This window comes from Nocardia elegans NBRC 108235, assembly GCF_001612845.1.
GTDB classification, from domain to species: domain Bacteria; phylum Actinomycetota; class Actinomycetes; order Mycobacteriales; family Mycobacteriaceae; genus Nocardia; species Nocardia nova.
Genome location: NZ_BDBF01000009.1, coordinates 119,095 through 145,958, shown reverse-complemented (window position 1 = coordinate 145,958; position 26,864 = coordinate 119,095). Strand labels below are relative to the sequence as shown.

Here is a 26,864-nt window from a genome sequence, read left to right as displayed (position 1 = left end):
ACGGCTATGGGCGCACTGTGTGCCATCACGATCACCGCTACAGCCGGCATGAGATCACCGAATCGGTCGTCTGGTTGCCGGGATTCGACGCTTCGAAGACTTACACGGAATTCGTCATCATGCTCAACTACGGTGTCCATCCGGAGGTGCTGGGGTCCTTAACCGCCGCTCAGAGGTCGATATGGGCTGCCCAGCAACTCCGGCCCGAAGTCCCTTACAACGTTGCCGTTTTTCTGGCGATCGATCACGATGTCGATGCCGAGAGGCTCATGGTTGCGTGCGAATCGGCGGCAACGCGGTTCGGCACACCGTGCGCGCGGCTATCCCTCGACGACGGCGAACCGGTTTTCATAGTCGATCGCTCGTTTCCGCGGACCATTCGCTGTATCGATCTGCGCGCCGAGCGTGACCCGGTATCCGCTGCGCGCGGCTGGATGGACAACGACTACCGCCGGCCGATCGATCTGGTCCGTGACCGACTCACCGAGTTTGCGCTGCTGCGCATCACCGACGATCTGTCGTATTTCTACCTGCGCACACACCACGTTCTCTTGGACGGGTACGGCGCCCACACCATGGTCCGGCACATCGCGGCCGTCTATTCGGGAGCAGTGCCCGACACCGGCGAAGTCGACTTCTCCGAATTCGACCTGATCCGCAACGCGGATCAGAAGTATCAGCAGTCTTCGCGCAGTCGTGCCGATGCCGAGTACTGGAAAACCGTCGTGCGTGAACCTCTGGACATCACCGACCTGGGCGGGACGCGCAGGCCGGTGGCACCACGCCACCCGTTGGTTCGTGAACTGGTGTACACGCATCGATTCGAGGAGAACCGGCCTGTCCGACTCGATGTCGCAAGGGTTGTCGCGACGGTAGCGGTGTTCATCGCGAAAACCACAGGACAGCAAGATGTTTCGTTGTCTCTGCCGGTGTCGGCACGCACGACTGCGGCCCTGAAAGGATGTACGGGCATGGTCTCGAACATGGTGCCGCTGCTCATTCGAGTCCATGACGGCGACACCATCGGCGTACTGACCGATCAGGTAGCCGAGTCCATAGTCGGCGCGCTGCGGCACCAACAATTCCGGCGCTGGCCGGACCTGATCGCCGAGGCAACCCGACCCGACATGAACATAGAATTCGGTCCGGCGATCAACATCCTCGACTTCGCCACCCCGTTGCATTTCGGGCCTTCCGAAGTGACGTACAACGTATTGACCACCTATCCCATACAAGACTGCGCAATCAACATCTATCCGCAATTGGGTGATGGCACGCCGCGAATTCAGTTCATGTGGAATCCGGATCGGTACGCCGCCGACGACATCGCCAGGCACATAACCCGTTTGGAGATGCTTTTCGACCGCCTTGTGGTGGCGGACTCGTCGGTGACGGTGGGAGAGGTGTCGTTGCTGGCCACCGGTGAGCGCGATCTGGTGCTGTCGGTGTGGTCCGGTGCCCGAGTGGCGGCGCCGGTCGGGTTGGCGCCGCAGTTGCTGGCGGCGGCGGTGGCGGCCGGCCCGGACGCGCCGGCAGTCGTCGACGGTGCCCGGGAGGTGTCGTATCGCGAGCTCGATCGGTGGTCGACGAGGGTGGCGCGGGTGCTGATCGAGGAGGGCGTGGGCCCGGAGCGCGCGGTGGGTGTGGCGATGGATCGCCGTGTGGAGTTGGTGGTGGCATGGTGGGCGGTGGTCAAGGCCGGCGGGGTGTATGTGCCGCTGGACCACGCCCATCCGGTCGAGCGAATCTCCACGGTGCTGGACGCGGTGGGGGCCGTGTGCGTGTTGACCTGCGGGTCCGACACGGTAGCCGGGGCCGCGGCGCGTGCGATAGTGCGCATCGACGCTCCGGATGTGTCCGGGCGGTCCGCGGAGGCGATCACCGACGCCGATCGGCTGGCGGGGCTGAGGGTGGACAACACCGCGTATGCCATGTTCACCTCGGGATCCACCGGTGCCCCCAAGGGAGTGGCGGTCAGCCATGCCGGTCTGTTGGGGCTGGCCGCGGCGCAGCGGGCGGTGTTCGGGCTGGGCGCGGATGCGCGGATTTCGATGGTGGCCGCGCCGACCTTCGATGCGTCGATCTTCGATATCTTGTGGGCAGTCGGGTCGGCCGCGGCGCTGGTGGTGGCACCGCCGGCGGTGTATGCCGGGGAGGCGTTGACCGCGTTCCTGCAGGACCAGCAGGTCAGCGCGGCGGTGTTGACGCCGACGGTGCTGTCGTCGCTGGATCGGGCCCGGCTGGACCGAGTCGGCACACTGGTCACTACCGGGGAGGCCTGCCCGGAGGAGTTGGTGGCCGCCTGGGCTCCGGGACGGCAAATGTTCAACGGCTACGGCCCCACCGAGACCACCATCGGTGCCACCCTTGCGCCACTGTCGTCGAGGCAGCCGGTCAGCATCGGCACCCCGATTCCTGGGATATGCGCGCTCGTGCTCGACGCGCGGCTGAACCCGACCCCGGTCGGGGTGGTGGGCGAGCTGTATCTGGGCGGGCCCGCGCTGGCGCGCGGCTATGTGGACCGGCCGGACTTGACCGCGGAACGATTCGTGGCCAACCCCTACGGAGTCGCCGGGGCGCGTGTGTACCGCACCGGTGACCTGGTGCGCTGGACCTCCACCGGCACCCTGGTGTACGTGGGCCGCGCCGACACCCAGATCAAGCTGCGCGGGCAACGCATCGAACTGGGTGAAATCGAGAACACGCTGCTGGCCTGCCCACAGGTCACCCAGGCCGCCGCAACCATGCACCGGAGCAGCACCGGTGCCCACCTCATCGCCTACATCACCCTCGATCACACCGCCACCGATCACGATGCCGACATCGTCGGACAGTGGCGGCACATGAACAACGAGCTGTACGACGCCGAGGTGGCGTCGTCGGAGTTCGGCATGGATTTCCGGGGCTGGAACAGCAGCTACACCGATGATCCGATTCCGCTCGAGGAGATGATGGAGTGGCGTGCGGCCACGGTGGATCGGATCCTCGCGCTGCAGCCGCGGCGGGTGTTGGAGATCGGTGCGGGCTCCGGGCTGGTGTTGTCACAGATCGCCCCGCGGTGTGAGCGCTATGTTGCCACCGACGTGTCAGCGGTGGCGATCGACAATCTCGCGCACTCGCTCGACCAGTTGCAGATCCCGTGGCGTGACCGAGTCCAGCTGCTGACCCAGCCGGCTCACGTCACCGAGGCATTGCCGCGGGGCTACTTCGACACGATCATTCTCAACTCGGTCGTCCAGTACTTCCCCAATAAGGATTATCTGACCAGGGTGAGCGATGCCGCTATGGATCTGCTGGCCCCCGGTGGGGCGATGTTCATCGGCGACGTCCGTAATCACACCCTGCAGGCAGCGTTTCACACGGCGGTCGCGCTGGCCCGCACCGCCACCACCGACGCCGCCGAGATCCGCCGGCAAGTCCGGCTCGCCGTGCTCAGCGAACCCGAATTGCTGCTGGCCCCCGAGTTCTTCACCGGCTGGGCCGCCGGTCGTCCGTCGGTGGCCGGACTCGACATACAGGTCAAACGCGGATCGGCCGATAACGAACTCAACAGGTACCGGTACGACGTCACCGTCTATAAAACGCCCACTCCGGTCCGCTCACTGGCAACGGCACCCTCTTGGGCATGGACCCGATTCGCCGGGCTGCGCGGTCTGCACGCCGAGCTGATCTCCCGACATCCCGCCACCGTGCGCATTACCGGCATCCCCCGTACCGGACTGATCACCGATGTCCGCATCGAACACGCCCTCGCAGACGGGTTACCCCTGGCCGACGCACTCGCCCGGGCCGCCGCGACCTCCGACACCACTACACCCGAACAGCTGCACCGCTTGGGCGAAACCACCGGCTACCACGTTGCCGTTACCTGGGGCGCCCAGCCCGGCACCCTCGATGCCGCTTTCATCACTCCCACCGACCCCGACCGCCGGCCCACCCCACCGCTGAGCGAGCTCTACCTGCCCAACACCGGAGACCATCGGATCACCACCCACGCCAATGACCCGCACACCAACACCGAAATCAGCGCCGTCCGTCGGCGGTTGAGCGCGTGGTTGCCCGAGTACATGGTGCCGGCGCAGATTGTGGTGCTCGACGAGTTCCCGCTGACCTCCTCGGGCAAAATCGACCGTAAGGCCTTGCCGGCACCGATGTTTGCTGCCACGCCCTTCCGGGCGCCGCGGACTCGGGTCGAGAAGATCGTCGCCGAGGTGTTCGCGGAGGTATTGGGTCGAGACCGAGCGGGGCTCGATGACGATTTCTTCGCCCTGGGTGGAAACTCGTTGACTGCTACCCGGGTGAGCGCGCGGCTGCAGTTCGCGCTGGGCCGAGAAGTGCCGGTCCGGTATCTGTTCGACGCGTCCACGGTCGAGGGTCTCGCCGACTATCTGCACTCGCATCGTGGCGAGCCCGCTCGCTCGCCGCTGCAGGCCATGCCGCGCCCTGAGCGCGTTCCGTTGTCGTATGCCCAGCAACGGTTGTGGTTCATCGACCAACTACAAGGCCCCTCCCCGGTCTACAACATGCCGATCGCTTTCCGGATCACCGGGGAACTCGACGTCCAAGCACTGGACGCAGCCCTCGACGACGTACTCGCCCGCCACGAATCACTGCGCACCATATTCCCCGACACCGACGGCGTGCCATTCCAGCAAGTGCTGCCGGCCCGACCAGGAATGTGGCGACGCGACGGCCCAGCAGCAATACCGCTGCCCGAAAAAAACATCGACGACGCCTTGGCCGAACTGGCCGGATACCGATTCGACCTCTCGACCGAAATCCCGATCCGCGCCCACATCTACTCGATAGGACCCGAACAGCACATCGTCGCAATCGTGTTGCACCACATCGCTTTCGACGGATGGTCACCGATTCCCATGGCCCGCGACGTCAGCCAGGCATACCGAGCCCGCCGACACGGCCACGCACCGGATCGGGCACCGCTGCCGGTGCAATACATCGACTACACACTCTGGCAACGCACCCAACTCGGCGACCTACACGACCCCCACAGCCCCATCACCACCGAACTCGAGTACTGGGAACACACCCTCGCCGGAATGCCCGAACACCTCGAACTCCCCACCGACCGACCCTACCCACCAACCACCGACCACCACGGCGCCAGCCTGAAAGTCGAATGGCCCGCGGAATTGCAGCAGCAGATCAACCGGACCGCGCGCGAACACAACGCGACCGGCTTCATGGTCATCCAGGCCGCCATCGCGGTCCTCCTGTCCACAATCAGCGCCAGCCCCGATGTGGCAATCGGATTTGCGGTCGCCGGCCGCGACGACCCCGCCCTCGACGAATTGGTCGGCTTCTTCGTCAACACCCTCGTCCTCCGAGTCGACCTGACCGGCGATCCCACCTTCACCGAGTTACTCACTCAGGTCCGCACACGCAGCCTCGAAGCGTTCGAATACCAACACGTACCGTTCGAAGTACTGGTCGAGCGGCTCAACCCCGCCAGGTCACTGGTGCATCATCCCCTCGTCCAAGTGCTGCTGGCCTGGCAGAACTTCGCCGAGAACAACGAATCCACCGCCGGGTTGCAGCTCGAAAACCTCGACGTCACCTCGCTTCCGTTGGACACCCACAGCGCCCGCATGGACCTAGCGTTCTCCCTCGGGGAACGCTTCACCGACACCGGCGACTCCGCCGGACTCACCGGCACAGTGGAATTCCGCACCGACATCTTCGACGCCACCACCATCGAAACACTCATCCAACGGCTGGAACGAACACTGATCGCCATCACCAGCGACCCGGGGCGGTCATTGTCGTCGGTGGACCTGCTCGACCAGACCGAACACACCCGGCTGGACGAGATCGGCAACCGCGCCGTACTGCACACGCACACGCGCTCGGCGATGTCGGTTCCGGCGTTGTTCGCCGAACAAGTGGCCCGCACCCCCAACGCAACAGCCTTGAGCTGCGGTGCTCGTTCATGGACCTACCTGCAGCTCGAGCAAGCCGCGAACCGGTTGTCACATCTGCTCAGCGACCACGGGGTGGGTTCCGGATGCGTGGTCGGACTGCTGATGCAACGCACAGCACAAGCCATCACCGCGATAGCGGCAGTGCTCGAGACTGGGGCGGCCTACCTACCCATCGATCCAGAACACCCAAGAGCACGAATCGAATTCATGCTCACCGACGCCACGTCCGTGGCGGTCATCACCACCTCTGACCTGGCCGGACGACTCGACGGAATCGACATACCGATCATCGATATCAACGACCCGACCCTGGAAAGTCAACCCAGCACCGCACTCCCGGCGCCACGCCCGGACACCATCGCCTACCTCATCTACACCTCCGGCACCACCGGGATCCCCAAAGGCGTGGCCACCACCCACCACAACATCACCCAACTACTGACAACTCTGAACACCGGCCCCACACCCGCGTCGAAACAGGTATGGGCACAGTGTCATTCGCTGGCCTTCGACGTCTCCGTATGGGAAATCTGGAGCCCGCTACTCCACGGCGGACGACTCGTCGTCATCCCCGACTCGATCACCCTCTCCCCCGGCGACTTCCACGACCTTCTTGCCGCCGAACACGTCACCGTGTTGACCCAAACCCCCACTGCCGCAGCAATGCTCACACCAGAAGGCCTGGAACCGCTGACATTGATACTCGGCGGCGAACGCTGCCCGGCCCAAGTGATAGACCGCTGGGCGCCCACACACACGGTCATCAACGGCTACGGACCCACCGAAACCACCATGTGTGTTTCCTTGACTGCGCCATTGGCGCCGGGTTCAGGGACACCACCGATCGGTTCACCCGTACCGGGTGCAGCGTTGTTCGTCCTCGACCGCTGGCTACGGCCGGTGCCGGTTGGTGTGACAGGTGAGTTGTATGTGGCCGGTGACGGAGTCAGCTGCGGCTATTGGCGTCGCGGCGCACTGACCGCGACACGGTTCGTGGCTTGCCCATACGCCGCGCCCGGGGCCCGGATGTATCGCACGGGAGATCTCGTCCGCTGGGGAAACGACGGCCAACTCCACTACGTGGACCGCGCCGACGAACAGGTCAAAATCCGCGGATACCGCATCGAATGCGGCGAAATCCGCACCGCCCTCACACAACTCGACGGCATCGAACAAGCAGCCGTCATCGCCCGCGAAGACCACCCCGGAGACAAACGCCTCGTCGCCTACATCACCGGAACCGCAAACCCCGCCACGATACGCACCCAACTCGCCGAACACCTTCCCACCTACATGATTCCGGCGGCGGTGATGGCGGTGGCGGCGCTACCGCTGACGGTCAACGGCAAGCTCGACATCCGCGCCCTACCGGCACCGGAGTACACCGCCGGCGGGTATCGCGCCCCGAGCACCCCCGTCGAGGAAATCCTCACCACGCTCTACGCTCGGATACTCGGACTCGACCACATCGGGGTCGACGACTCGTTCTTCGATCTCGGCGGAGATTCACTGTCGGCCATGCGCTTGATCGCCGCGATCAACACCACGCTCGACACCGACCTCTCGGTACGCACCGTGTTCGACACACCCACCGTTGCCCGGCTGGCCCTCGGTATCGATGGTGCGGGTTCGAGCCGAGCCCCACGACTGGTACCCGTCGAACGCCCCGAGCGCGTTCCGTTGTCGTATGCCCAGCAACGATTGTGGTTCATCGACCAACTACAAGGCCGGTCCCCGGTCTACAACATGCCCATCGCTTTCCGAATCAGCGGGGAGCTGGATATCGAAGCACTGGACGCAGCCCTCGACGACGTCCTGGCCCGCCACGAATCACTGCGCACCATATTCCCCGACACCGACGGCGTGCCATTCCAACAGGTACTGCCGACCCGACCGGGAATGTGGCGACGCGACGGCCCAGCAGCAATACCACTGCCCGAACAAGACATCGACGACGCCTTGGCCGAACTGGCCGGATACCGATTCGACCTCTCGACCGAAATCCCGATCCGCGCCCACATCTACTCGATAGGACCCGAACAGCACATCGTCGCAATCGTGTTGCACCACATCGCTTTCGACGGATGGTCACCGATTCCCATGGCCCGCGACGTCAGCCAGGCATACCGAGCCCGCCGACACGGCCACGCACCGGATCGGGCACCGCTGCCGGTGCAATACATCGACTACACACTCTGGCAACGCACCTGGCTTGGTGACCTACACGACCCCCACAGCCCCATCACCACCGAACTCGAGTACTGGGAACACACCCTCGCCGGAATGCCCGAACACCTCGAACTCCCCACCGACCGACCCTACCCACCAACCACCGACCACCACGGCGCCAGCCTGAGAGTCGAATGGCCGGCGGGACTGCAGCAGCAGATCAACCGGACCGCGCGCGAACACAACGCGACCGGCTTCATGGTCATCCAAACCGCCCTGACGGTGCTGTTGTCTAAGATCAGCGCCGACCCCGACGTAGCGGTCGGCTTTGCCGTCGCCGGTCGTGATGATCCCGCCCTCGACGAGTTGGTCGGCTTCTTCGTCAACACCTTGATACTGCGAGTCGACCTGACCGGCGATCCCACCTTCACCGACCTGTTGGCCCAGGTCCGCGCCCGCAGCCTGGATGCGTTCGAACACCGGCACATCCCGTTCGAGGTACTGGTGGAACGACTCAATCCGGCCAGATCATTGACACATCACCCGCTGATCCAGGTTCTGCTGGCCTGGCAGAACTTCACCGGAAACAACGACCCCGCAGCCGGTTTGGCGCTGGAAGACCTCCAGGTCACCTCGCTTCCGGTGGATACCCACACCGCCCGCATGGACATAGCGTTCTCCCTCGGCGAACGCTTCACCGATACCGGCGAACCCGCCGGACTCGGCGGAGCAGTGGAATTCCGCACCGACATCTTCGACACCACCACCATCGAAACATTCGTCGACCGGCTGCAACGAACACTGAACGCCGTCACCACCAACCCGGAACAACCACTGTCATCGATAGACCTGCTCGACGAGACCGAACACACCCGGTTGGACGAGATCGGCAACCGCGCCGTATTGCGAACCCGCCCACCGTCGATGAAATCGGTACCGGAACTGTTCGCCGAACAAGTCGCCCGCACCCCCAACGCAACAGCATTGAGCTGCGGCGATCGTTCATACAGTTACCGGCAGCTCGACGAGGCGGCGAACCGGCTGGCCCACCTGCTCACCGACCACGGGGTGGGTCCCGGATGCGTGGTCGGGCTACTGATGCAACGCTCGGCACAAGCGATCACCGCCATCACCGCAGTACTCGAAACCGGAGCGGCATACCTACCCATCGATCCCGAACACCCAAGAGCACGAATCGAATTCATGCTCACCGACGCCACACCCGCGGCCGTGATCACCACCGCCGACCTGGCCGGACGACTCGACGGAATCGACATACCGATCATCGATATCAACGACCCCGTAATCGACATCCAACCCAGCACCTCACTACCAGCGCCGCGCCCGGACACCATCGCCTACCTCATCTACACCTCCGGCACCACCGGGGTGCCCAAAGGCGTGGCCACCACCCACCACAACATCACCCAACTACTGACGACCCTGGACACCGGCCCTACACCCGCCTCCGAACAGGTATGGGCGCAATGTCATTCGCTCGCCTTCGACATTTCTGTGTGGGAAATCTGGGCCCCGTTACTCCACGGCGGACGACTCGTCGTCATACCCGACTCGATCACCCTCTCCCCCAACGACTTCCACGACCTTCTTGCCTCCGAACACGTCACGGTGTTGACCCAAACACCGACTGCGGCAGCAATGCTCACGCCACACGACCTGGAACCGCTGACACTGATACTCGGCGGTGAAACTTGCCCCGCCCGTGTGATAGACCAATGGGCGCCCGCACACACGGTGATCAACGGCTACGGCCCCACCGAAACCACCATGTGCGTCACCCTCACCCCACCCTTGACACCCGGATCGGGAGCTCCGCCGATCGGGGCACCGGTAGCCGGGGCAGCGTTGTTCGTCCTCGATAACCGACTACAGCGCGTGCCGATCGGCGTCACCGGCGAACTGTACGTCGCCGGCGCGGGAGTCGCCGGCGGATACTGGCGGCGCACCGCACTGACCGCGACGCGATTCACCGCCTGCCCGTTCGGGCAGCCCGGGACACGCATGTACCGCACCGGCGACCTCGTCCGCTGGGGACACGATGGTCAGCTGCGATATGTGGCCCGCGCCGACGAACAGGTCAAAATCCGCGGATATCGCATCGAATGCGGCGAAGTTCGGGATGCCCTGACCGGATTGGACGGGGTGGAACAGGTGGCAGTGATCGCCCGCGAAGACAGCCCCGGGGACAAGCGCCTCGTCGCCTACATCACCGGCACGGCAAACCCCACCGACATACGCACCCAACTCGCCGAACGACTTCCCGCCTACATGATCCCCGCGGCAGTCATGACATTGCCCGCGCTACCACTGACCGTCAACGGCAAACTCGACACCCGTGCCCTCCCGGTACCCGAATACGCGGCGAGCGGGTATCGCGCGCCAAGCACCCCCGTCGAGGAAATCCTCACCGCCATCTACGCCCACACACTCGGACTCGACCACGTCGGCATCGACGACTCGTTCTTCGACCTCGGCGGAGACTCACTATCGGCGATGCGCCTGATCGCCGCGATCAACACCGCACTCGACACCGACCTCTCGGTACGCACCGTATTCGACACACCCACCGTTGCCCGGCTGGCCTCCGGTATCGGTCGCGCGGGTTCGAGCCGACTCCCACGACTGACACCCGTCGAACGACCCGCGGTGATTCCGTTGTCGTATGCCCAGCAACGATTGTGGTTCATCGACCAACTGGAGGGCCCCTCCCCGCTCTACAACGTGGCGGCGGCGTTGCGGTTGAGCGGTGGGCTCGATGTCGAGGCGCTGCGTGCAGCGCTGGCCGATGTGGTGGGCCGTCATGAAAGCCTACGCACGGTGTTCGGCACGGTCGAGGGAACGCCCCGGCAGGTGGTTATCCCCGTCGAGCGGGTCGATTTCGGGTGGGAGGTTGTCGATACGACCGGGTGGTCGGGCACCCAGCTGGACGCGGCGGTCAACGCGGCGGCATGCTACCCGTTCGACTTGGCGGCCGAGATTCCTTTGCGGGCACGGCTTTTCGGAGTTGCCGATCGAGAACACGTGCTGGTGATCGTGATGCACCATATCGCTGCGGACGGCTGGTCGCTGAGGCCGCTGGCCGCCGATTTGAGTGTGGCGTATGCCGGCCGGTGCGCGGGCCGGGCGCCGGATCGGTCGCCGTTGGCGGTGCAATACATCGACTACACACTCTGGCAACGCACCCGGCTCGGCGACCTACACGACCCCCACAGCCCCATCACCACCGAACTCGAGTACTGGGAACACACCCTCGCCGGAATGCCCGAACACCTCGAACTACCGACCGACCGACCCTACCCACCAACCACCGACCACCACGGCGCCACCGTAGAAATCGAATGGCCCCCCGAACTACACCAACAAATCAGCCGGATCGCACGCCGACACAACGCGACCAACTTCATGGTCATCCAAACCGCCCTGACCGTGCTGTTGTCGAAACTCAGCGCCAGCCCCGATGTGGCAATCGGATTCGCGGTCGCCGGCCGCGACGACCCCGCCCTCGACGAATTGGTCGGCTTCTTCGTCAACACCCTCGTCCTCCGAGTCGACCTGACCGGCGATCCCACCCTCACCGACCTACTCACCCAAATCCGCACCCGCAGCGTCGAATCCTTCGAACACCAACACGTACCCTTCGAAGTCCTGGTCGAACGACTCAACCCAGCCAGATCACTGAGGCATCACCCCCTCATCCAAGTGCTGCTGGCCTGGCAGAACTTCACCGGAAACAACGACCCCGCAGCCGGTTTGGTATTGGACGACCTTCAGATCAGCTCGCTCCCGGTGGATACCCACACCGCCCGTATGGACCTGGCGTTCTCCCTCGGCGAACGCTTCACCGACAACGGCGAACCGGCGGGACTCACCGGCGCAGCGGAATTCCGCACCGACATCTTCGACACCACCACCATCGAAACACTCATCCAGCGGCTCGAACGAACACTGACCGAACTGACCCGCGACCCGGGACAACCACTGTCATCAGTGGACCTGCTCGACGAATCCGAACACACCCGGCTGGATGAACTCAGCAACCGCGCCGTGTTGCGTACGCGCACACCATCGGCGATGTCGGTTCCGGCATTGTTCGCCGCACAGGTCACCCGCACCCCCAACGCAATAGCACTGAGCTGCGGCGAAGACTCCTGGACCTACCGGCAACTCGACGAGGCGGCGAACCGGTTGGCACACCTGCTCAGCGACCACGGTGTGGGTTCCGGATGCGTGGTCGGGCTACTGATGCAACGCACAGCACAAGCGATCACCGCCATCACCGCAGTACTCGAGACTGGGGCCGCCTACCTACCCATCGATCCCGAACACCCAAGAGCACGAATCGAATTCATGCTCACCGACGCCACACCCGCGGCCGTCATCACCACCGCCGATCTATCCGAACGACTCGACGGAATCGACATACCGATCATCGATATCAACGACCCCGCAATCGACACCCAACCCAGCACCCCACTACCAGCGCCACGCCCGGACACCATCGCCTACCTCATCTACACCTCCGGCACCACCGGGGTGCCCAAAGGCGTGGCCACCACCCACCACAACATCACCCAACTACTGACTACCCTGGACACCGGCCCTACACCCGCGTCGAAACAGGTATGGGCACAGTGTCATTCACTCGCCTTCGACGTCTCCGTATGGGAAATCTGGAGCCCGCTACTCCACGGCGGACGACTCGTCGTCATCCCCGACTCGATCACCCTCTCCCCCAACGACTTCCACGACCTTCTTGCCGCCGAACACGTCACCACGCTGACCCAAACACCTACCGCCGCAGCAATGCTCACACCACACGACCTGGAACCGCTGACACTGATACTCGGCGGTGAAACCTGCCCCGCCCAGGTAGTAGACAGCTGGGCACCCGAACACACAGTCATCAACGGCTACGGACCCACCGAAACCACCATGTGCGTCACCCTCACCCCACCCTTGACACCTGAATCCGGAACACCACCGATCGGCTCACCGGTACCCACAGCAGCACTCTTCGTGCTGGATGAACGGCTACGGCCGGTACCGGTGGGTGTGCCCGGCGAGTTGTATGTCGCCGGTGACGGAGTCAGCTGCGGGTACTGGCGCAGACCCACGTTGACCGCAACGCGGTTCGTGCCCTGCCCGTTCGGAGGAACCGGCACACGCATGTACCGCACCGGAGACCTGGTCCGCTGGGGAAACGACGGCCAACTCCACTACGTGGACCGCGCCGACGAACAAGTCAAAATCCGCGGATACCGCATCGAATGCGGCGAAATCCGCACCGCCCTCACACAACTCGACGGCATCGAACAAGCAGCCGTCATCGCCCGCGAAGACCACCCCGGAGACAAACGCCTCGTCGCCTACATCACCGGAACCGCGAACCCCACCGAAATACGCAACCGACTCGCCCGGCAACTCCCCACCTACATGATCCCCGCCGCAATCATGACACTTCCCGCACTACCGCTGACCGTCAACGGCAAACTCGACACCCGCGCCCTACCGGCACCCGAATACACCACCGGCAAATACCGTGCCCCCACCAATCCCACAGAAGAAATCCTCACCACCATCTACGCCCACACACTCGGACTCGACCACGTCGGCATCGACGACTCGTTCTTCGACCTCGGCGGAGACAGCATTTCGTCGATGCAGGTGGTGGCGCGGGCCCACACCGCCGGTCTCGTGTTCAGGCCGCGCGATATCTTCGTCGAGCAGACCGTTGCCCGCCTGGCCGAGGTGGCGGAGGTGGCCGGCAGTGCCGACGGCCCGATCGACGACGGTGTCGGGCACGTGGTCGCGACCCCGATCATGCGCTGGCTGCACAGTGTTCACGGCCCGATCGAGCAGTTCAATCTGATGGCGTTGTTGCAGGCGCCCGCGGAGGTCACCGAGACCGACGTGGTGATGATGGTGCAGGCCTTGCTGGATCGGCATGCCATGCTGCGGCTCCGCGTCGACGACGACGGCGCCGGTGGATGGTCGCTGCAGGTGCCCGAGGCGGGGGCAGTGGACGCGAGCGCTTGTCTGCAACCGGTCGACGAGTTGTCCGATGAGGAGCTGACGAAAGCGCAATCTCGGTTGAATCCGGCCGCCGGGGTGATGCTCAGCGCGCTGTGGGTTGCGTCCACGCGCCAGTTGGTGCTGGTAGTGAACCATCTGGCCGTCGACGTGGTTTCGTGGCGGATTCTGCTGGACGACCTCAACACCGCCTGGGCGCAACACCGTGCGGGGCAGCAGGTCACGTTGCCGACAGCCGGGACGTCGTTTGCCCGGTGGGCATCGCTGCTGGCCGAGTACGCGCACCGCCCGGAAATCGTCGGGCAGGCGGCCGTTTGGAGGAAGGTGGCGGAGATCCCCGCCGCGATCCCGCCGGTGCAGCCCGAGGATACGTTCGCCACCGCTGAGCACATGGAGGTGTCGCTGGATGCCGAAACCACCCGCACGATCCTCGGTGAGGTGCCGGCCGCGTTCGATGCCGGGGTACACGAGGTCCTGCTGATCGCGTTCGCCTTGGCGTGGACGGAATTTTCCGGCAGCGGCAGCACGCCGATCGGCATCGACGTCGAGGGCCACGGGCGCGAGGAGGAGCTGGCCCCCGATGTCGACCTGTCGCGCACCGTGGGATGGTTCACGACCAAATACCCGGTGTCGCTGGCGGTGGGTGGACTGTCGTGGGCGCAGGTAGCGGCCGGCGAGACAGCGCTGGGGGCGGTGATCCGTGACGCCGAGGAGCAACTTCGTACGGTCCCGAACCCAGTGACCTACGGTCTGCTGCGCTATCTGAACGCCGATGTCGACCTGGGCGGCTCCGACCCGCCGATCGGATTCAACTATCTGGGGCGCCTGGGCGTGCCGGTGCTCGACTCTTCGGCAGAGGGTGACGTCTGGCGGCTCGGCTATTGGGGTTCGTTGTTCACCGACAACGGCGATGCCGGTCGCGCGATGCCACTGGCGCACACCGCGGCCGTCAATGCGGTCACCGTCGACAGCGACAGCGGCCCGCGCCTGCACGCCCAGTGGACATGGGCGCCATCCAAGCTCGATCGCGCGGCGATGACGGAGCTCAGCCGGCTGTGGTTCGAAGCCCTCGGTGGTATCTGCGCGTACGCGCGACAAGCTGGGACCACGTCGACGCCGTCCGATACCGCTCCCGCGCAGCAGAGTCAGCACGTCGATGCCGAGAAGAAGGCCGAGAAGAAGGCCGAGGACAAGCCCAGGAAAGAGCGCCTCAGTTACGCGAACTACCTTCATCTCGACGAGCTGCTCGGCGCTGTTCAGCCGTTGTTCGCGGGCGACGACCGTTTTGCTTGGAGCGACGAGAGGTACTTCCTGATCGTCCACCAGACCTCCGAACTGTGGGTTTCGCAGATCCTGCTCGACCTCGAGCTCGCGCTGCAGTCCGCCCGTCTGGCGGAGTTCGACACCGCAGTCGATCGGTTGAAGCGTGCCAATGCCGTGCTCGAACTGATGCTGACGACAGAGAGCGCCCTACAGCATCTCGCGGTGGACGCCTTCCAACAGTTCCGGCCTCGATTGCAGGGAGTGAGCGCGGCACAGTCGGACCAGTTGGCGACCTTGCTGGCCGGCGTTCGCCATGCTCCCGTGGCAGCTCTGCTGGAGATCGTGGCCGACCGGCGCGACGACGACAGCACCCACCGCCGGCAGCGCCGCTATCTGGGCGCGCAGCTCGATGTGTTCATCGCCGGCCTCACGCGCTGGCGACTGAACCATCTGGATGTCGTCCGCCGCTTCATCGGCAACAGCCGGGGCACTGGGGGTACTGCCGGGCTCGGCTTCCTGATCGATCGCTTGAGTGATTCTTCGCGGCCGTCATAGGACTCGCTGGTCGCACTGAGAGGTTGAGAGGTGTGGAATGCCGACACGTGCGTTGGTGCGCTACGGCACCCACCCGAGCCAGCACGGCATGCTCAGCCTTCCCGACTGCCCCGGCCGCTGGCCCGTTGCCGTGGTCATCCATGGCGGATTCTGGCGAACGGCCTACGGTGCCGACCTGACCTCCGAGCCGGCCGAGGATCTGGCCCGGCACGGCTTCGCCGCCTGGAACATCGAATATCGGAGAGTGGGCGGCGACCCGGACCGCGGCGGCGGCGGTTGGCCGACCACCTGTGTCGACGTTGCCGCCGCCGTCGACCGGCTCGCCGCGATCGGCCGGACCCTGGAAGTCGGCAGTCTCGACCTGTCACGAGTCGTCGCGATCGGGCATTCGGCGGGAGGTCAGCTGGCCGGCTGGCTGGCCGGTCGAGGATCGCTGCCCGCCGATTCTCCCGGAGGCTCGCCCCTTGTACCGCTGACCGGGTTCGTCAGCCAGGCAGGAGTTTTGGACCTCGAGCTCGCGCTGAAGGAGGACCTGGGTTCCGGAGCCATCCGAAACTTCCTGGGCGCCTGGGCAGACGACCCCGCGGCCCGCTCCCTGGCTTGTCCCAGCGCACTGCTTCCGATGGGCGTCCCCTCGATGTGCGTGCACGGCACCGCTGATGAGGACGTGCCACTCGGCCAGTCGCAGCGCTTCGTCGCCACAGCCCGACAGGCCGGGGACGACTCCCGGCTACTGGTGCTCCCCGGCACCGACCACTACGCACTCATCGACGTCACGTCCCCGGCGTGGGAGGCCTGCCGCGCGGCGGTCATGGATCTGGCGCGCTGAAGCTCGCCACCCACAGCATCCGACCAGCTCCCACGATTTCGCTCACCGCGGCCGAGAGTTCAGTGTCTTCCTAGCTCAGGGTCTTCAGCGCCGCCGCATCGTAGGCCTTCAGTTCGTCGATCCGGCCGCCCAGCACCTTGGCCGCCCATTCCGGGTCCTGCAGGAGGGCCCGGCCGACGGCGACCAGGTCGAACTCGTCGCGTTCCAGGCGGTCCAGAAGGTTGTCGAGGCTGCCGAGTTCGGCGCCGCGGCCCGTGAAGGCGTGGAGGAAGTCGCCGTCGAGGCCGACCGAGCCGACGGTGATGGTGGGCTTGCCGGTGAGCTTCTTGGTCCACCCGGCCAGGTTCAGGTCCGAGCCCTCGAACTCCGGGAGCCAGTACCGGCGGGTGGAGGCGTGGAAGGCATCGACACCGGCGGCGGCCAGCGGCGCCAGGATCGCGTCGAGTTCCTGCGGGGTCTCGGCGAGCCGCGCGTCGTAGGCCTCCTGCTTCCACTGCGAGAAGCGGAAGATCACCGGGAAACCGGGCGACACGGCCGCGCGAACCGCGGCGACGATCTCGGTCGCGAACCTGGTGCGCGCCAAGGGATCTCCACCGTAGGCATCGGTGCGGCGATTCGTGCGCGCCCACAGGAACTGGTCGATGAGGTAGCCGTGGGCGCCGTGCAGTTCGACCCCGTCGAAACCGATGCGCTCGGCGTCCGCGGCAGCCTCGGCGAAGGCGGCGACGACGTCGTCCAGGTCACGCTGCGTCATCGCCGCGCCGGTCCCCTCGGTACCGTCGACGCGGATGCCGGAGGGGCCCATGGCCGGGGCCTCGGGGTAGGGCTGTTCGCCGTGGTTGCGGACCATGCCGATGTGCCACAGTTGCGGCACGATCGTGCCGCCCACCGCGTGCACGTCCGCGGCGACCTTCGCCCAGCCCGCCAACTGCTCGGCACCGTGGAATCGCGGTACCCGATCGCTCTGACCGGCCGACGCGTGACCGACGTAGGTCCCCTCGGTAACGATCAGACCGACACCGGCGGCAGCCCGGCGCGCGTAGTAGGACCGCACGTCGTCGCCGGGAATGCCGCCCGGGGAGAACATGCGCGTCATCGGCGCCATCACGATGCGGTTGGGGATGGTCAGGCTGTTCACGGATACGGGCCGGGACAGCATCTCCGCTGCGCGGGAGACGTCGGACGCGGTGACGGGCACGGGTTGCTCCTCGTAGAAACTTGACAACTTTGATGGTTGATAACCTCAAGCAATTTCCACGGTAGGGGTCAATAGTTGAGATGGTCAAGTTTCGGAACGTAGGATGAATTGCATGGCAGAGGTTCAGCACATCGACACGGCCCAGCTCATGGAGCTGCTCTCGGTGTCGCTGGGCGTCTACTACAGCGACTTCACGGCCGCCGCGGCGAGTGAGAACCTCACGGCGAGCCAGGGCAAGACCTTGACGGTGCTGCGCCGGGGTCCCGCCGCGATGCGCACCCTGGCCGAGATACTGGCGTGCGACGCGTCCAACGTCACCGGGATCATCGACCGGCTGGAGAAGCGGGGCCTCGTGCGACGGGAGGCCAGCGCATCCGACCGTCGCGTGACGAATCTGGTCATCACCTCCGCGGGCGAGCGTGCCGTCGACGCGATCCGCGCGACAATGCACCGGACCCGAGAAGGCCTGAGCAGGCTCGGCGACGAGGACCGAGCCCGCCTGTACACGCTCCTGGAACGGGCTTTCGTCGAGCCCTGACGCCCGACAAGTCCGGAGCTCGGCGTTCCAACCCGGTTGCGCTGCGGTTACTTTGCCGAGGGCGCGGGCGGGTTTGCAGTCGTGAAAGCTGGACGTGGACGTCATCGAACACTCTTCGAGCAGTCGCCGTCTCCGCGAGAAACGCGCCACCGCAGCGATTTTCACCCCGCGAGCGGGTGTCGCGTCCGGTCCGTGACGAAACGCGACACCCGCACAGCGTTACTTCTGAGGGTTGGTGAGGGTGTTGTACATCTGGACCAAGGAGACCACCGCGGCGGGGCCGCCGATGGCGACCGTGCCGATCGCGGCACCGAGCGCCGCACCGGAGATGGCTCCAGCGATACAGCCTCCCGGTGCGCCGGCGAAGAACAGCGGCGGCATCAGCGCGGTGCCGACCACCGCACCGGCCACACAGCCGCCGACGAGACCGATCGCGGTACCCAGGAGAACACCGAGTCCGGAGGCCAGGCCGACCTGGTTGGCGGCCACACCGAGCGCGCCGTTGAAGTCGTCCTGGGAGAAGATCGGCTTTGCATCGGGCTGCGTCGAGGCGACGGCGTCGGCAGGGTTACGACTGGGGGTGAGCGTCGCGGTGCGGCCATCGGCATCGATCTGCGCGGCGATGGGCCAGTCCTTGTGATCGAGCCGATAGGTCAGCGGCATACCGAAGGCGAGATTGCCGTTGCCGTCGAGCATTTCGAACTGGTTCCCGCGAGTGGTCAGCCGGCCCGCATCGGTGCGCAGCACTACCGACTGGTCGACCACGTTGGCGGTGTAGTGAATCCCGGGGGCGACGTCGGTGCTGATCGTCGCGTCGGGTTTACCGGCCGCCGGGGCGGACGGCGCCGGCGTGTCGGCGTATGCGGTACCGGCGGAGACCGTCAGCGCGGCGATCGCGATCGCGGAGGTGGCGGCGAACTTCTTCATGGTCTTCATCAGGTGTCCTTCTTCGTGAGCACGAATGCCCACGAGTCGAAAAGTGGTGAGGGAAACGACAGTGGCGGACTATCTCTTCTGCCCGCGAGCAAAGGCCGGCTGCGAGCAGAAACAGCTACATGGCAATGCCGAAGGCCGGCCGCACGATCCCGGAGGAAAACAGCCGTACACATTCCCATCCGATAGCGCCGCGTGAAAATCGCAACGATACAGATGATCAGATCGACCGCACCGAAGTAAAGTATCGAATAACCACTTGTGGGAATATTCGCCGCAGGCCACGGTCCATTGCCCGCGATATGAATCTCGGTCGGTACGAGAAGGCGCGGTTGCCGAGCGTTCGCGCCGAACCGATAACCGGTCAGGCCGCTACCACAACCGGCAATGGGAAAGGAGGGCCGCGACGAGAAATCGCGCCCCGCAGCAGAATCGCGCCCCGCCGATCAGCGGCGTACCGCACACCGGAGAGGGGGTCGTCGAGGGCAGGGCGGGGCGAAAACGTCGACAGCAGAGTCGACACGAGCCCGGCCACCGCGCGATACAACCGCTCGGCCGCCGCAATGAGCAGGGCACACAGCATCGTGGCGGCCGCGTGAGCGGCGAGCATGATCCATCCCCCGCCGCAGCCACTGATCTCGGAGGGATGCGAAGGTCGCGGCGGCTCCATCGATGCCAATGCCGTGTGGCCGAGCAACTGCCCCAGGGCCAGCATCCCGAACAACCACAACCGGCCGCGGCCGGCCGAGCAACCCACTACCGCACCGACTACGCCACTGACCAGCAACACGAGCATCAGCGCAGCAGAATTCGGAGAGTCCCTTTCGATACCGTGCGCCGCGAAAGCCAATATCCCGCACGTGACGCCGGCCAGGCCACCACGAATTCGGTCACTCGACCACATCATGACAAAGACCTCGCGTCCGCCCCGCCGAAGGAAAACGACGATGTGTCGGCAACACAGACGAGCGACATCATCGGCGACCTTCACCATAATCGGAACCAGGCGGAACGCAAGCACTATAACCGCGAAGAGGGAAAGACGAAAAATCCCAGCAGTATCGACGGAATGCGTTTCCAGCTCAATCGGGGAAACGTTGATTCGGACGTGAAAGTGGCGTTGGTGCGATACGTCTGTTTTTTCCGGTCTGTCCTGTAAATCCCTTTATCAACAACCGCGGACCCCGGCGGAAATGAACCTGCGGCTCTCGAGTCGCGCCGCGGGCACACTGGTCGGCAGCGAGTCTTGCCAGAATGCGCCGTGAACTTGCCAGAAATCGGAAGTGTTGGCGTCTAACGTTTTTCGTGCGCCCAGGGGTGGTCGCGGCGGGCACACTGATCGCGGATCCGCAAGCAGGAGGGGAGATCCGCGCTCAGGCCGGAGCTGTAGCTTGAAGCCGTTCTTCGGCTGGGCGCGCGAAAGGGAACTTCTCTTGGATTCGGAGTATCAGTGGGAGGAGGAATCGTCGGCATCCGCTGAGACACTCGCCGAGCGGATGGAGTACTGGCACCACTACCTGCGGAGCCGGCAAGGGTCGGTGGGATTGGCGTTCGGCGACACCGTCGACGACTTCGCCTGGTCGACCACCGCGCAGCGAGTCGGCCGGATGCAGATCGTGCGCTTCGATTCCGATCCCGTGCACTACCGCCGCACCGGACGAGATGTGCGCAGCGACGGCGACGACAGCTACCGGTTGCTGCTACCGCTGCGCGGGGAATTCAAGTTCGCGCAGGGTGATTCCGCGGAAGTCGTCGCTCCCGGCACATTGGCATTCTTCCAGTGGGGAGCGCCGCTGGTGATGCGTCAGGACGAGCCGCTGCGAGCGCTGATCATGACCGTCCCGGAGACGTCGGTGGATCTCTCTCGCGCGCGGAACGCTCCCCTCGCACTCGACGGACGGCGTCCCTTGGTGCGCTCGCTGGTGCGGCAGATCGATGAGCTGCACGCCGGTCACGGAGACTGGACCGCAGTGGATTTCGCTGTCGCGTATTCCAGCGCCCTCGTGTTGCTCGACGGTGTGCTCAACCACGACCACACCCGTGTCGCGGCGGGTGGCAAATATGCGCATCTGGCTGCTCGGGCACGCGAGATCATGGAAATACACTGCGGCGACAGCAGACTGACACTGGAGGCGGTCGCCGGTATGTGCGGTTGCTCGCGCCGGACACTGCACAGCGCCCTCACCGAGTCGACAGGTCTGGCCCCGGCGGCGCTGCTGCGCACGATTCGTCTCGACCGTGCGCGGCAGCGCTTGTCGTCTCCCCTGCCGGTGGACATGGACACGGTCGCGCACCGAACCGGGTTCACCACCACACGCCGGTTCCGCGAAGCCTTCCAGCGCCGGTACGGCCGGAGCCCGGAGCAGATGCGCGCCGAGCTGTACGGGTCGTAGCAGAGTCCCGCCGTCGTCACCCGAAACCCTTGACCTGCAGCGGGGTTGAGGTATCACACTGGGGCGGTGACCGACTATCTGCTGCGCCCGATCGGATCCGTCGAATCCGAACTCACGGATCTCGCTACCGCACCGCGTCAGCCCGACGAAGGCGCCCCGCCGGCCTGGATCGTGCTCGACGACCGCTACGCCGAGGCGCTGGAGGGCCTCGAGCCCGGGATGGACCTGGTTCTGCTGACCTGGCTCGACCGCGCCGACCGGGACACCCTGACTCTCCATCCCCGTGGTGACACGAGCCGTCCGCTCAGCGGTGTGTTCAGCACGCGCGCACCACACCGCCCGAACCCGATCGGGCTGCACGAAGTCCGGATCCTCTCCATCGCCGGCGCCCGGATCCGCGTCGCCCACCTGGAAGCCTTCGACGGCACCCCGGTCCTCGACATCAAGCCCGTGCTCGCGGCGTCCGCGGCGAACCGGTGAGATGAAATCTGCGGTCAGTCGTTGTCGCCGAGTGCTTTCAGCGTGCGCGGGACTTCCTCGGCCGGTAGATAGCATCCGGTCTGCTCGAAACCGCCGATCGTGTGGGTGCTGTAGTCGCCGTAGCCGATACGGAGGAAGTCGTCGCCGCTGAGGCCGTGCACAGTCCAGTCGAAGGCCACCCGGGCCCGGGCGACGAGGGTGCGCAGCGCCATCAGGTGATAGCCGCGCGTGACGAATTGTGCTGGGATGCCGCGCAATCCGATCTTCAGCGGGCGCGCCACCGCATCGGCGCCGCCGAGGTCGACCACCAACCCGAGGTCCTGGTGCCGGTACGGCGTCGGCCGCGCGCCACGAAGCGCGGCCACCAGATTCTTGCCGAGGTGACGTCCCTGCCGCATGGCGTGCTGTGCGGTGGGAGCGCACACCGCGCCCGCACCGGCGGTCAGGTCGGGTACCGCGGCCGCATCGCCGCAGGCCCATACACCGGTGAGTCCCGGCACGGTGAAATCGGCTGCCGCGACGATGCGGCCCTTCTCCGTCGCCGCACCGAGGTGTCCGGCGAGAGGGCTGGGGACCACACCGGCGGTCCACAGCACCGTCCGCGTCGGGATGAACCGGCCGTTGGTGAGTTGAACCCCGTGGGCGGTAACCTCTTTCGCCGACGTACCGGTGATCAATTCGATGCCGCGTTCGGCCAGATTCCGTTTGGCCTGTTCCCCCAGTCGCTGCCCGAGTTCGGGCATGATCCGATCGCCGTGGGTGACCAGATGCCAGCGCACCATGCCGGATTCCAGCTTCGGGAAATACCGGCGCGCGGCGGCCCGGGTGACCTTGTTGAGCACCGCCGCGGTCTCGGTACCGGCGTAACCGGCGCCGATGGTGACGAAGTTCAGCCGCTCCCGGTCCTCCTCCTCGCCGCCGCGCACGGCGGCGACGTCCAACTGCTGCAGGACGTGGTCACGCAGGAACATGGCCTCGGCGAGCGTCTTCATCCCGAATCCGTACTCGTCCAGTCCGGGCACATCGAGGACGCGAGTGATACTGCCCGGCACCAGCACCAGATGGTCGTAGTCGAGAGCACTGTCGGCGCCCGCGGATCCGCGCACCACGACCTGCCGGGTATCCGGATGCACCCCTATCGCCATCCCCGGCACCACCTCGGTGCGGCGCAACACCCGCCGCAGCGACACCGTGATCGACCGCGGATTCAGCACACCCGAGGCGACCTGCGGCAGCAGCGGCAGATAGAGCAGCCCCGCATCCGGTGTCACGAGTTGGATGAACGCTTCGTCGGAACTGAGATGACGTTCCAGGTAACGGGCACATTCGACGCCGGAGAAACCACCGCCGATGATCACGATCTTCGCGGGACTCACGAATTCACTCTACTGATCGCGACCGAAGACTCGGGCCGCGTTCGGCGGCCGGGCCGATGCGGTGGCAGCGGCGAAAGTCGAATCGGCGCAAGGCATCAGCGGCGCCGGACAGTTGCCGGCGGTTCGCCCGCTATGCCGTGGCGTCCGGAACCGGGAACTGGCCGACGTCGCGGGCCGAATGCTTCGGCGCCAATTGCACGCCGGCGAGTCCGGTCCAGCACAGGCTGGCGGTCGTGGCGATGGCCTCGTGTTTGGGCAGGGGTTTGCCGGTGGCCACCCAGTCCCGCGCACACGACTGAGCGATGGCGACCAGCTCGGCCGTGATCAGCCAGCCGTGCTCGGCGCGCGGTAGCGGATGCGGTGCCAGCGCCTGCGCGAGCGTGTCGATACAGATGGTGGCGGCCTGATGGGCGATGCGTTGCGCCGACGGTTCGTCGGCCACGGCGGCGCCGGCCAGCAGGGCGGCACTGCGTGGCCGGGTGTCGGCGAAGTCGAACACCGCTGCTACCGAAGCCTCCACGATCGAGCGCATGCCCTCGGCGGGTTCGAGTGCGGCGGTGAGCGTCTCCTCCAGTTCCTGCATCGCCTCGTGCAGAACGGCCAGATACAGTTCCAGCTTGCTCGAGAACGACTTGTACAGGACCGGCTTGCTGATCCCGGCCCGGCAGGCGATCTCCTCCATGCCCGCGGCCCGATACCCACACGCGGCGAACAAACCCGCCGCCGCGGCCAGGATCACCCGCCGACGCCGCTGCCTGGCCTGCGTCATCTGTCTGTCCACCTGGCACCTCCTCCGCTCACGGTACCGACGCCCGGGTCCGCCACAACCGCCGCCCGCACGATCGGCGGATTACCGCGTGCCGCATTCGGGTCGCTCACCGGCCGATTGCCGGGTGGGCGGCGGACGCATGTAACCTTTCCTCCCAGGAACTCGCACCTGAGGCGGGTTCACCCCAGCCTGGTGTGGTCAGAAGGGAGATACCGATGGGTAAGCGTGGGCGTAAGAAGCGCAGCCGCCGTAAGAATGCGGCCAACCACGGCAAGCGGCCCAACTCCTGAGCCGTTGCGCCGTGCGCCCCGGGACCGCCCAGCGGACTCGGTGCACTGCTGAAGACGACAATGCGGCACGCCATCACGGATGGCGTGCCGCATTCGCGTTTCCGGTCAGGACTCGCGTTCGACCCGGGTTTCGGTGACGGTGATCGACCGCCGGATGTCGAGAGTGAGCCGCTCGCGCAACGATTCGGGGGCACGGTCCCCACCACATTTGCGGCTCAGCAGGCGCTTGAGCTTCTCCTCCAGACCGTAAGCCTCGATACACGGCGAGCAATGGTCCATGTGGTGCTGCAATCGCGCCCGCGTGGCCTCGTCGCATTCACCGTCGAGAATCAGCCAGACGTCGGTGAGAACCGCCGAACAGTCCAGTTCCATCTCGTCCCCGGCGCCCCGATCCTCGTGCTCGTGCCCGCTGGTGCTCACTGGGTTACCTCCTGACGCGCCCCGTTGCCCGTTCGGTTCCGGTCGAACCCCCGCTCGTGCGCGACATCGGCCAACAGCCCCTTGAGCTGTTTGCGCCCGCGGTGCAGCCGGGACATGACGGTGCCGATCGGAGTCCCCATGATGTCGGCAATCTCCTTGTAGGGGAAGCCCTCCACGTCGGCGTAGTACACCGCCATCCGGAATTCCTCCGGCAGCGACTGCAGTGCCGCCTTGATGTCGTCGTCGGGCAGCGCCTCCAGCGCCTCCATCTCCGCCGAGCGCAGACCGGTGGAGGTGTGCTCGGCCGTCGCGGCGAGCTGCCAGTCGGTGATCTCGTCGGTGGGGTACTGCGCGGGCTGGCGCTGCTTCTTGCGATACGAGTTGATGTAGGTGTTGGTCAGGATCCGATACAGCCAGGCCCGCAGGTTGGTGCCCTCCCGGAAGGACCGGAAACCCTGATAGGCCTTGGCGAAGGTCTCCTGCACCAGATCCTCGGCGTCGGCCGGGTTGCGGGTCATCCGCAGGGCCGCACCGTAGAGCTGATCCAGCAGCGGCAGCGCGTCCCGCTCGAAGCGCCGCGCGAGCTCGGCCTCGTCGGCCGTGGAGCGCACGGTCGAATCGTCGTCGCTGTCCGCGTCCTCGGCGTCGCGAGCGTCGGAATCCTCGGACGTGAGGTCGTCGTCCACCGGGTCGTCGGGGATCTCGATATCCTCCGGTCGGGAACCGCCCGCGGTGTCACCGCGGGGGCGATCGGCCGCCAGTTCGTCGTCGCTCGTCACGGAAGTCCCTTCGGTCGCCGTAGCATCTGAATCTACCGCGCGCGAGGGTCGCCGATCGAACCCGGTGTCCGGGATCATGAAGTCGATCAGCGGGTACGACAGCGAGTCGCCGGTCGTTACCGGGCGTTCGTCGACGAGGACGGTCACCGGCATCTCCTTCGAACTTTTCCGATCTCGAGCGGCTGCGAAGGCAGCTGCGCTGTGCTGGCGGAACAGTGCAACATGTGGGGCCTCCACTGTGTTCCCACGGCCGCGTCACACCCGGCGAAACGCGATTGCCGGGGATGAACCGGCGCCGCTAGGGTGGCCGGCATGGCCGCATCGACACCCGCGATCCGGGCACTGACCCAGGCGAAGGTGCCCCATGCGGTGCATTCCTACCCCCACGATCCGCGCAGCGACTCCTACGGTGACGAGGCCGTCACCGCCCTGTCGGAGCGGGTGGGTGTGACGGCCGCTCAGATCTTCAAGACGCTGATCATCGAACTGTCGACCGGCACGCCCGCGGTCGCGGTGCTCCCGGTTCCGCACTCGCTGGCGTTGAAGGCGGCGGCCGCGGCTCTGGGCGCGCCCAAGGCGGCCATGGCCGACAAGGCGAAGGCCCAGCGCGTCACCGGTTACGTCCTGGGCGGGGTGTCGCCGCTGGGGCAGAAGCGCGCACTCCCCACCGTGGTGGACGAATCCGCCCTGAGCTGGGATCGCATCCTCGTGAGCGCCGGAAAGCGAGGCCTCGAGATCGAACTCGCGCCGGCGGAGCTGATCCGGTTGACCGGCGCGGTCACGGCGCCCGTCATCGCCTGATTTCTCGCATTCGGCGAGATCCGACCACCCTCATCGGAAATATTTGTGTGTAACAACTAGTTGGTGTATACAAATAGT

Annotated in this window: 14 protein-coding genes; 7 read left to right on the top strand and 7 right to left on the bottom strand. The window is 65.6% G+C overall.

Annotation, left to right across the window (positions count from 1 at the left end):
- Positions 1 to 17 precede the first annotated feature (17 nt).
- A complete protein-coding gene (locus tag NE2_RS07905) occupies positions 18 to 15,980 on the top strand; it encodes a non-ribosomal peptide synthetase (protein WP_063025225.1) in 15,963 nt (5,320 codons plus the stop codon).
- A 37-nt stretch (positions 15,981 to 16,017) separates the two neighbouring features.
- A complete protein-coding gene (locus NE2_RS07900) occupies positions 16,018 to 16,809 on the top strand; it encodes an alpha/beta hydrolase family protein (RefSeq protein WP_063025223.1) in 792 nt (263 codons plus the stop codon).
- Between the two features lie 70 nt (positions 16,810 to 16,879).
- On the opposite strand, the gene NE2_RS07895 is transcribed toward NE2_RS07900, so the two are convergent.
- The gene (locus NE2_RS07895; protein ID WP_063025221.1) at positions 16,880 to 18,007 is read right to left on the bottom strand and encodes an NADH:flavin oxidoreductase; all 1,128 of its coding nucleotides are present in this window, start codon (positions 18,005 to 18,007) and stop codon (positions 16,880 to 16,882) included.
- 112 nt (positions 18,008 to 18,119) lie between these two features.
- On the opposite strand from NE2_RS07895, the gene NE2_RS07890 reads away from it, so the two are divergent.
- The gene (locus NE2_RS07890) at positions 18,120 to 18,545 is read left to right on the top strand and encodes a MarR family winged helix-turn-helix transcriptional regulator (RefSeq protein WP_063025219.1); all 426 of its coding nucleotides are present in this window, start codon (positions 18,120 to 18,122) and stop codon (positions 18,543 to 18,545) included.
- A gap of 219 nt (positions 18,546 to 18,764) precedes the next feature.
- On the opposite strand, the gene NE2_RS07885 is transcribed toward NE2_RS07890, so the two are convergent.
- Positions 18,765 to 19,481 (bottom strand): DUF8020 domain-containing protein, encoded by a 717-nt coding sequence (locus tag NE2_RS07885; protein WP_106958507.1) that lies wholly within the window; start codon positions 19,479 to 19,481, stop codon positions 18,765 to 18,767.
- Between the two features lie 361 nt (positions 19,482 to 19,842).
- On the bottom strand, positions 19,843 to 20,472 hold the full coding sequence (locus NE2_RS07880) for a hypothetical protein (RefSeq protein WP_146165234.1): 630 nt from the start codon (positions 20,470 to 20,472) through the stop codon (positions 19,843 to 19,845).
- Between the two features lie 397 nt (positions 20,473 to 20,869).
- Here NE2_RS07880 and NE2_RS07870 point away from each other — a divergent pair, with 397 nt between their 5' ends.
- Positions 20,870 to 21,871, top strand: a complete 1,002-nt coding sequence (locus NE2_RS07870; RefSeq protein WP_146165235.1) for an AraC family transcriptional regulator — start codon at positions 20,870 to 20,872, stop codon at positions 21,869 to 21,871.
- A gap of 66 nt (positions 21,872 to 21,937) precedes the next feature.
- Positions 21,938 to 22,351: a tRNA (N6-threonylcarbamoyladenosine(37)-N6)-methyltransferase TrmO gene (gene tsaA, locus NE2_RS07865; RefSeq protein ID WP_030515053.1), complete on the top strand. Its 414-nt coding sequence runs from the start codon at positions 21,938 to 21,940 to the stop codon at positions 22,349 to 22,351.
- 14 nt (positions 22,352 to 22,365) lie between these two features.
- On the opposite strand, the gene NE2_RS07860 is transcribed toward tsaA, so the two are convergent.
- Positions 22,366 to 23,727: an NAD(P)/FAD-dependent oxidoreductase gene (locus NE2_RS07860; protein WP_063025209.1), complete on the bottom strand. Its 1,362-nt coding sequence runs from the start codon at positions 23,725 to 23,727 to the stop codon at positions 22,366 to 22,368.
- 130 nt (positions 23,728 to 23,857) lie between these two features.
- Positions 23,858 to 24,508 (bottom strand): TetR/AcrR family transcriptional regulator, encoded by a 651-nt coding sequence (locus NE2_RS07855; protein ID WP_084493876.1) that lies wholly within the window; start codon positions 24,506 to 24,508, stop codon positions 23,858 to 23,860.
- Between the two features lie 203 nt (positions 24,509 to 24,711).
- Here NE2_RS07855 and NE2_RS37615 point away from each other — a divergent pair, with 203 nt between their 5' ends.
- Positions 24,712 to 24,786, top strand: a complete 75-nt coding sequence (locus NE2_RS37615; protein ID WP_369801531.1) for a 50S ribosomal protein bL37 — start codon at positions 24,712 to 24,714, stop codon at positions 24,784 to 24,786.
- Positions 24,787 to 24,891: 105 nt separating this feature from the next.
- Here the strand turns inward: NE2_RS37615 and rsrA are convergent, their stop codons facing one another.
- Together rsrA and NE2_RS07845 are read right to left on the bottom strand one after the other, a co-directional pair.
- The gene (rsrA, locus tag NE2_RS07850) at positions 24,892 to 25,158 is read right to left on the bottom strand and encodes a mycothiol system anti-sigma-R factor (RefSeq protein WP_063025383.1); all 267 of its coding nucleotides are present in this window, start codon (positions 25,156 to 25,158) and stop codon (positions 24,892 to 24,894) included.
- A gap of 44 nt (positions 25,159 to 25,202) precedes the next feature.
- Positions 25,203 to 25,817 carry a sigma-70 family RNA polymerase sigma factor gene (locus tag NE2_RS07845; RefSeq protein ID WP_036504644.1) on the bottom strand — a complete coding sequence of 205 codons (615 nt, stop codon included), beginning with the start codon at positions 25,815 to 25,817 and terminating at the stop codon, positions 25,203 to 25,205.
- Positions 25,818 to 26,288: 471 nt separating this feature from the next.
- Here NE2_RS07845 and ybaK point away from each other — a divergent pair, with 471 nt between their 5' ends.
- Positions 26,289 to 26,786 (top strand): Cys-tRNA(Pro) deacylase, encoded by a 498-nt coding sequence (ybaK, locus tag NE2_RS07840; RefSeq protein WP_063025205.1) that lies wholly within the window; start codon positions 26,289 to 26,291, stop codon positions 26,784 to 26,786.
- Positions 26,787 to 26,864 lie beyond the last annotated feature (78 nt).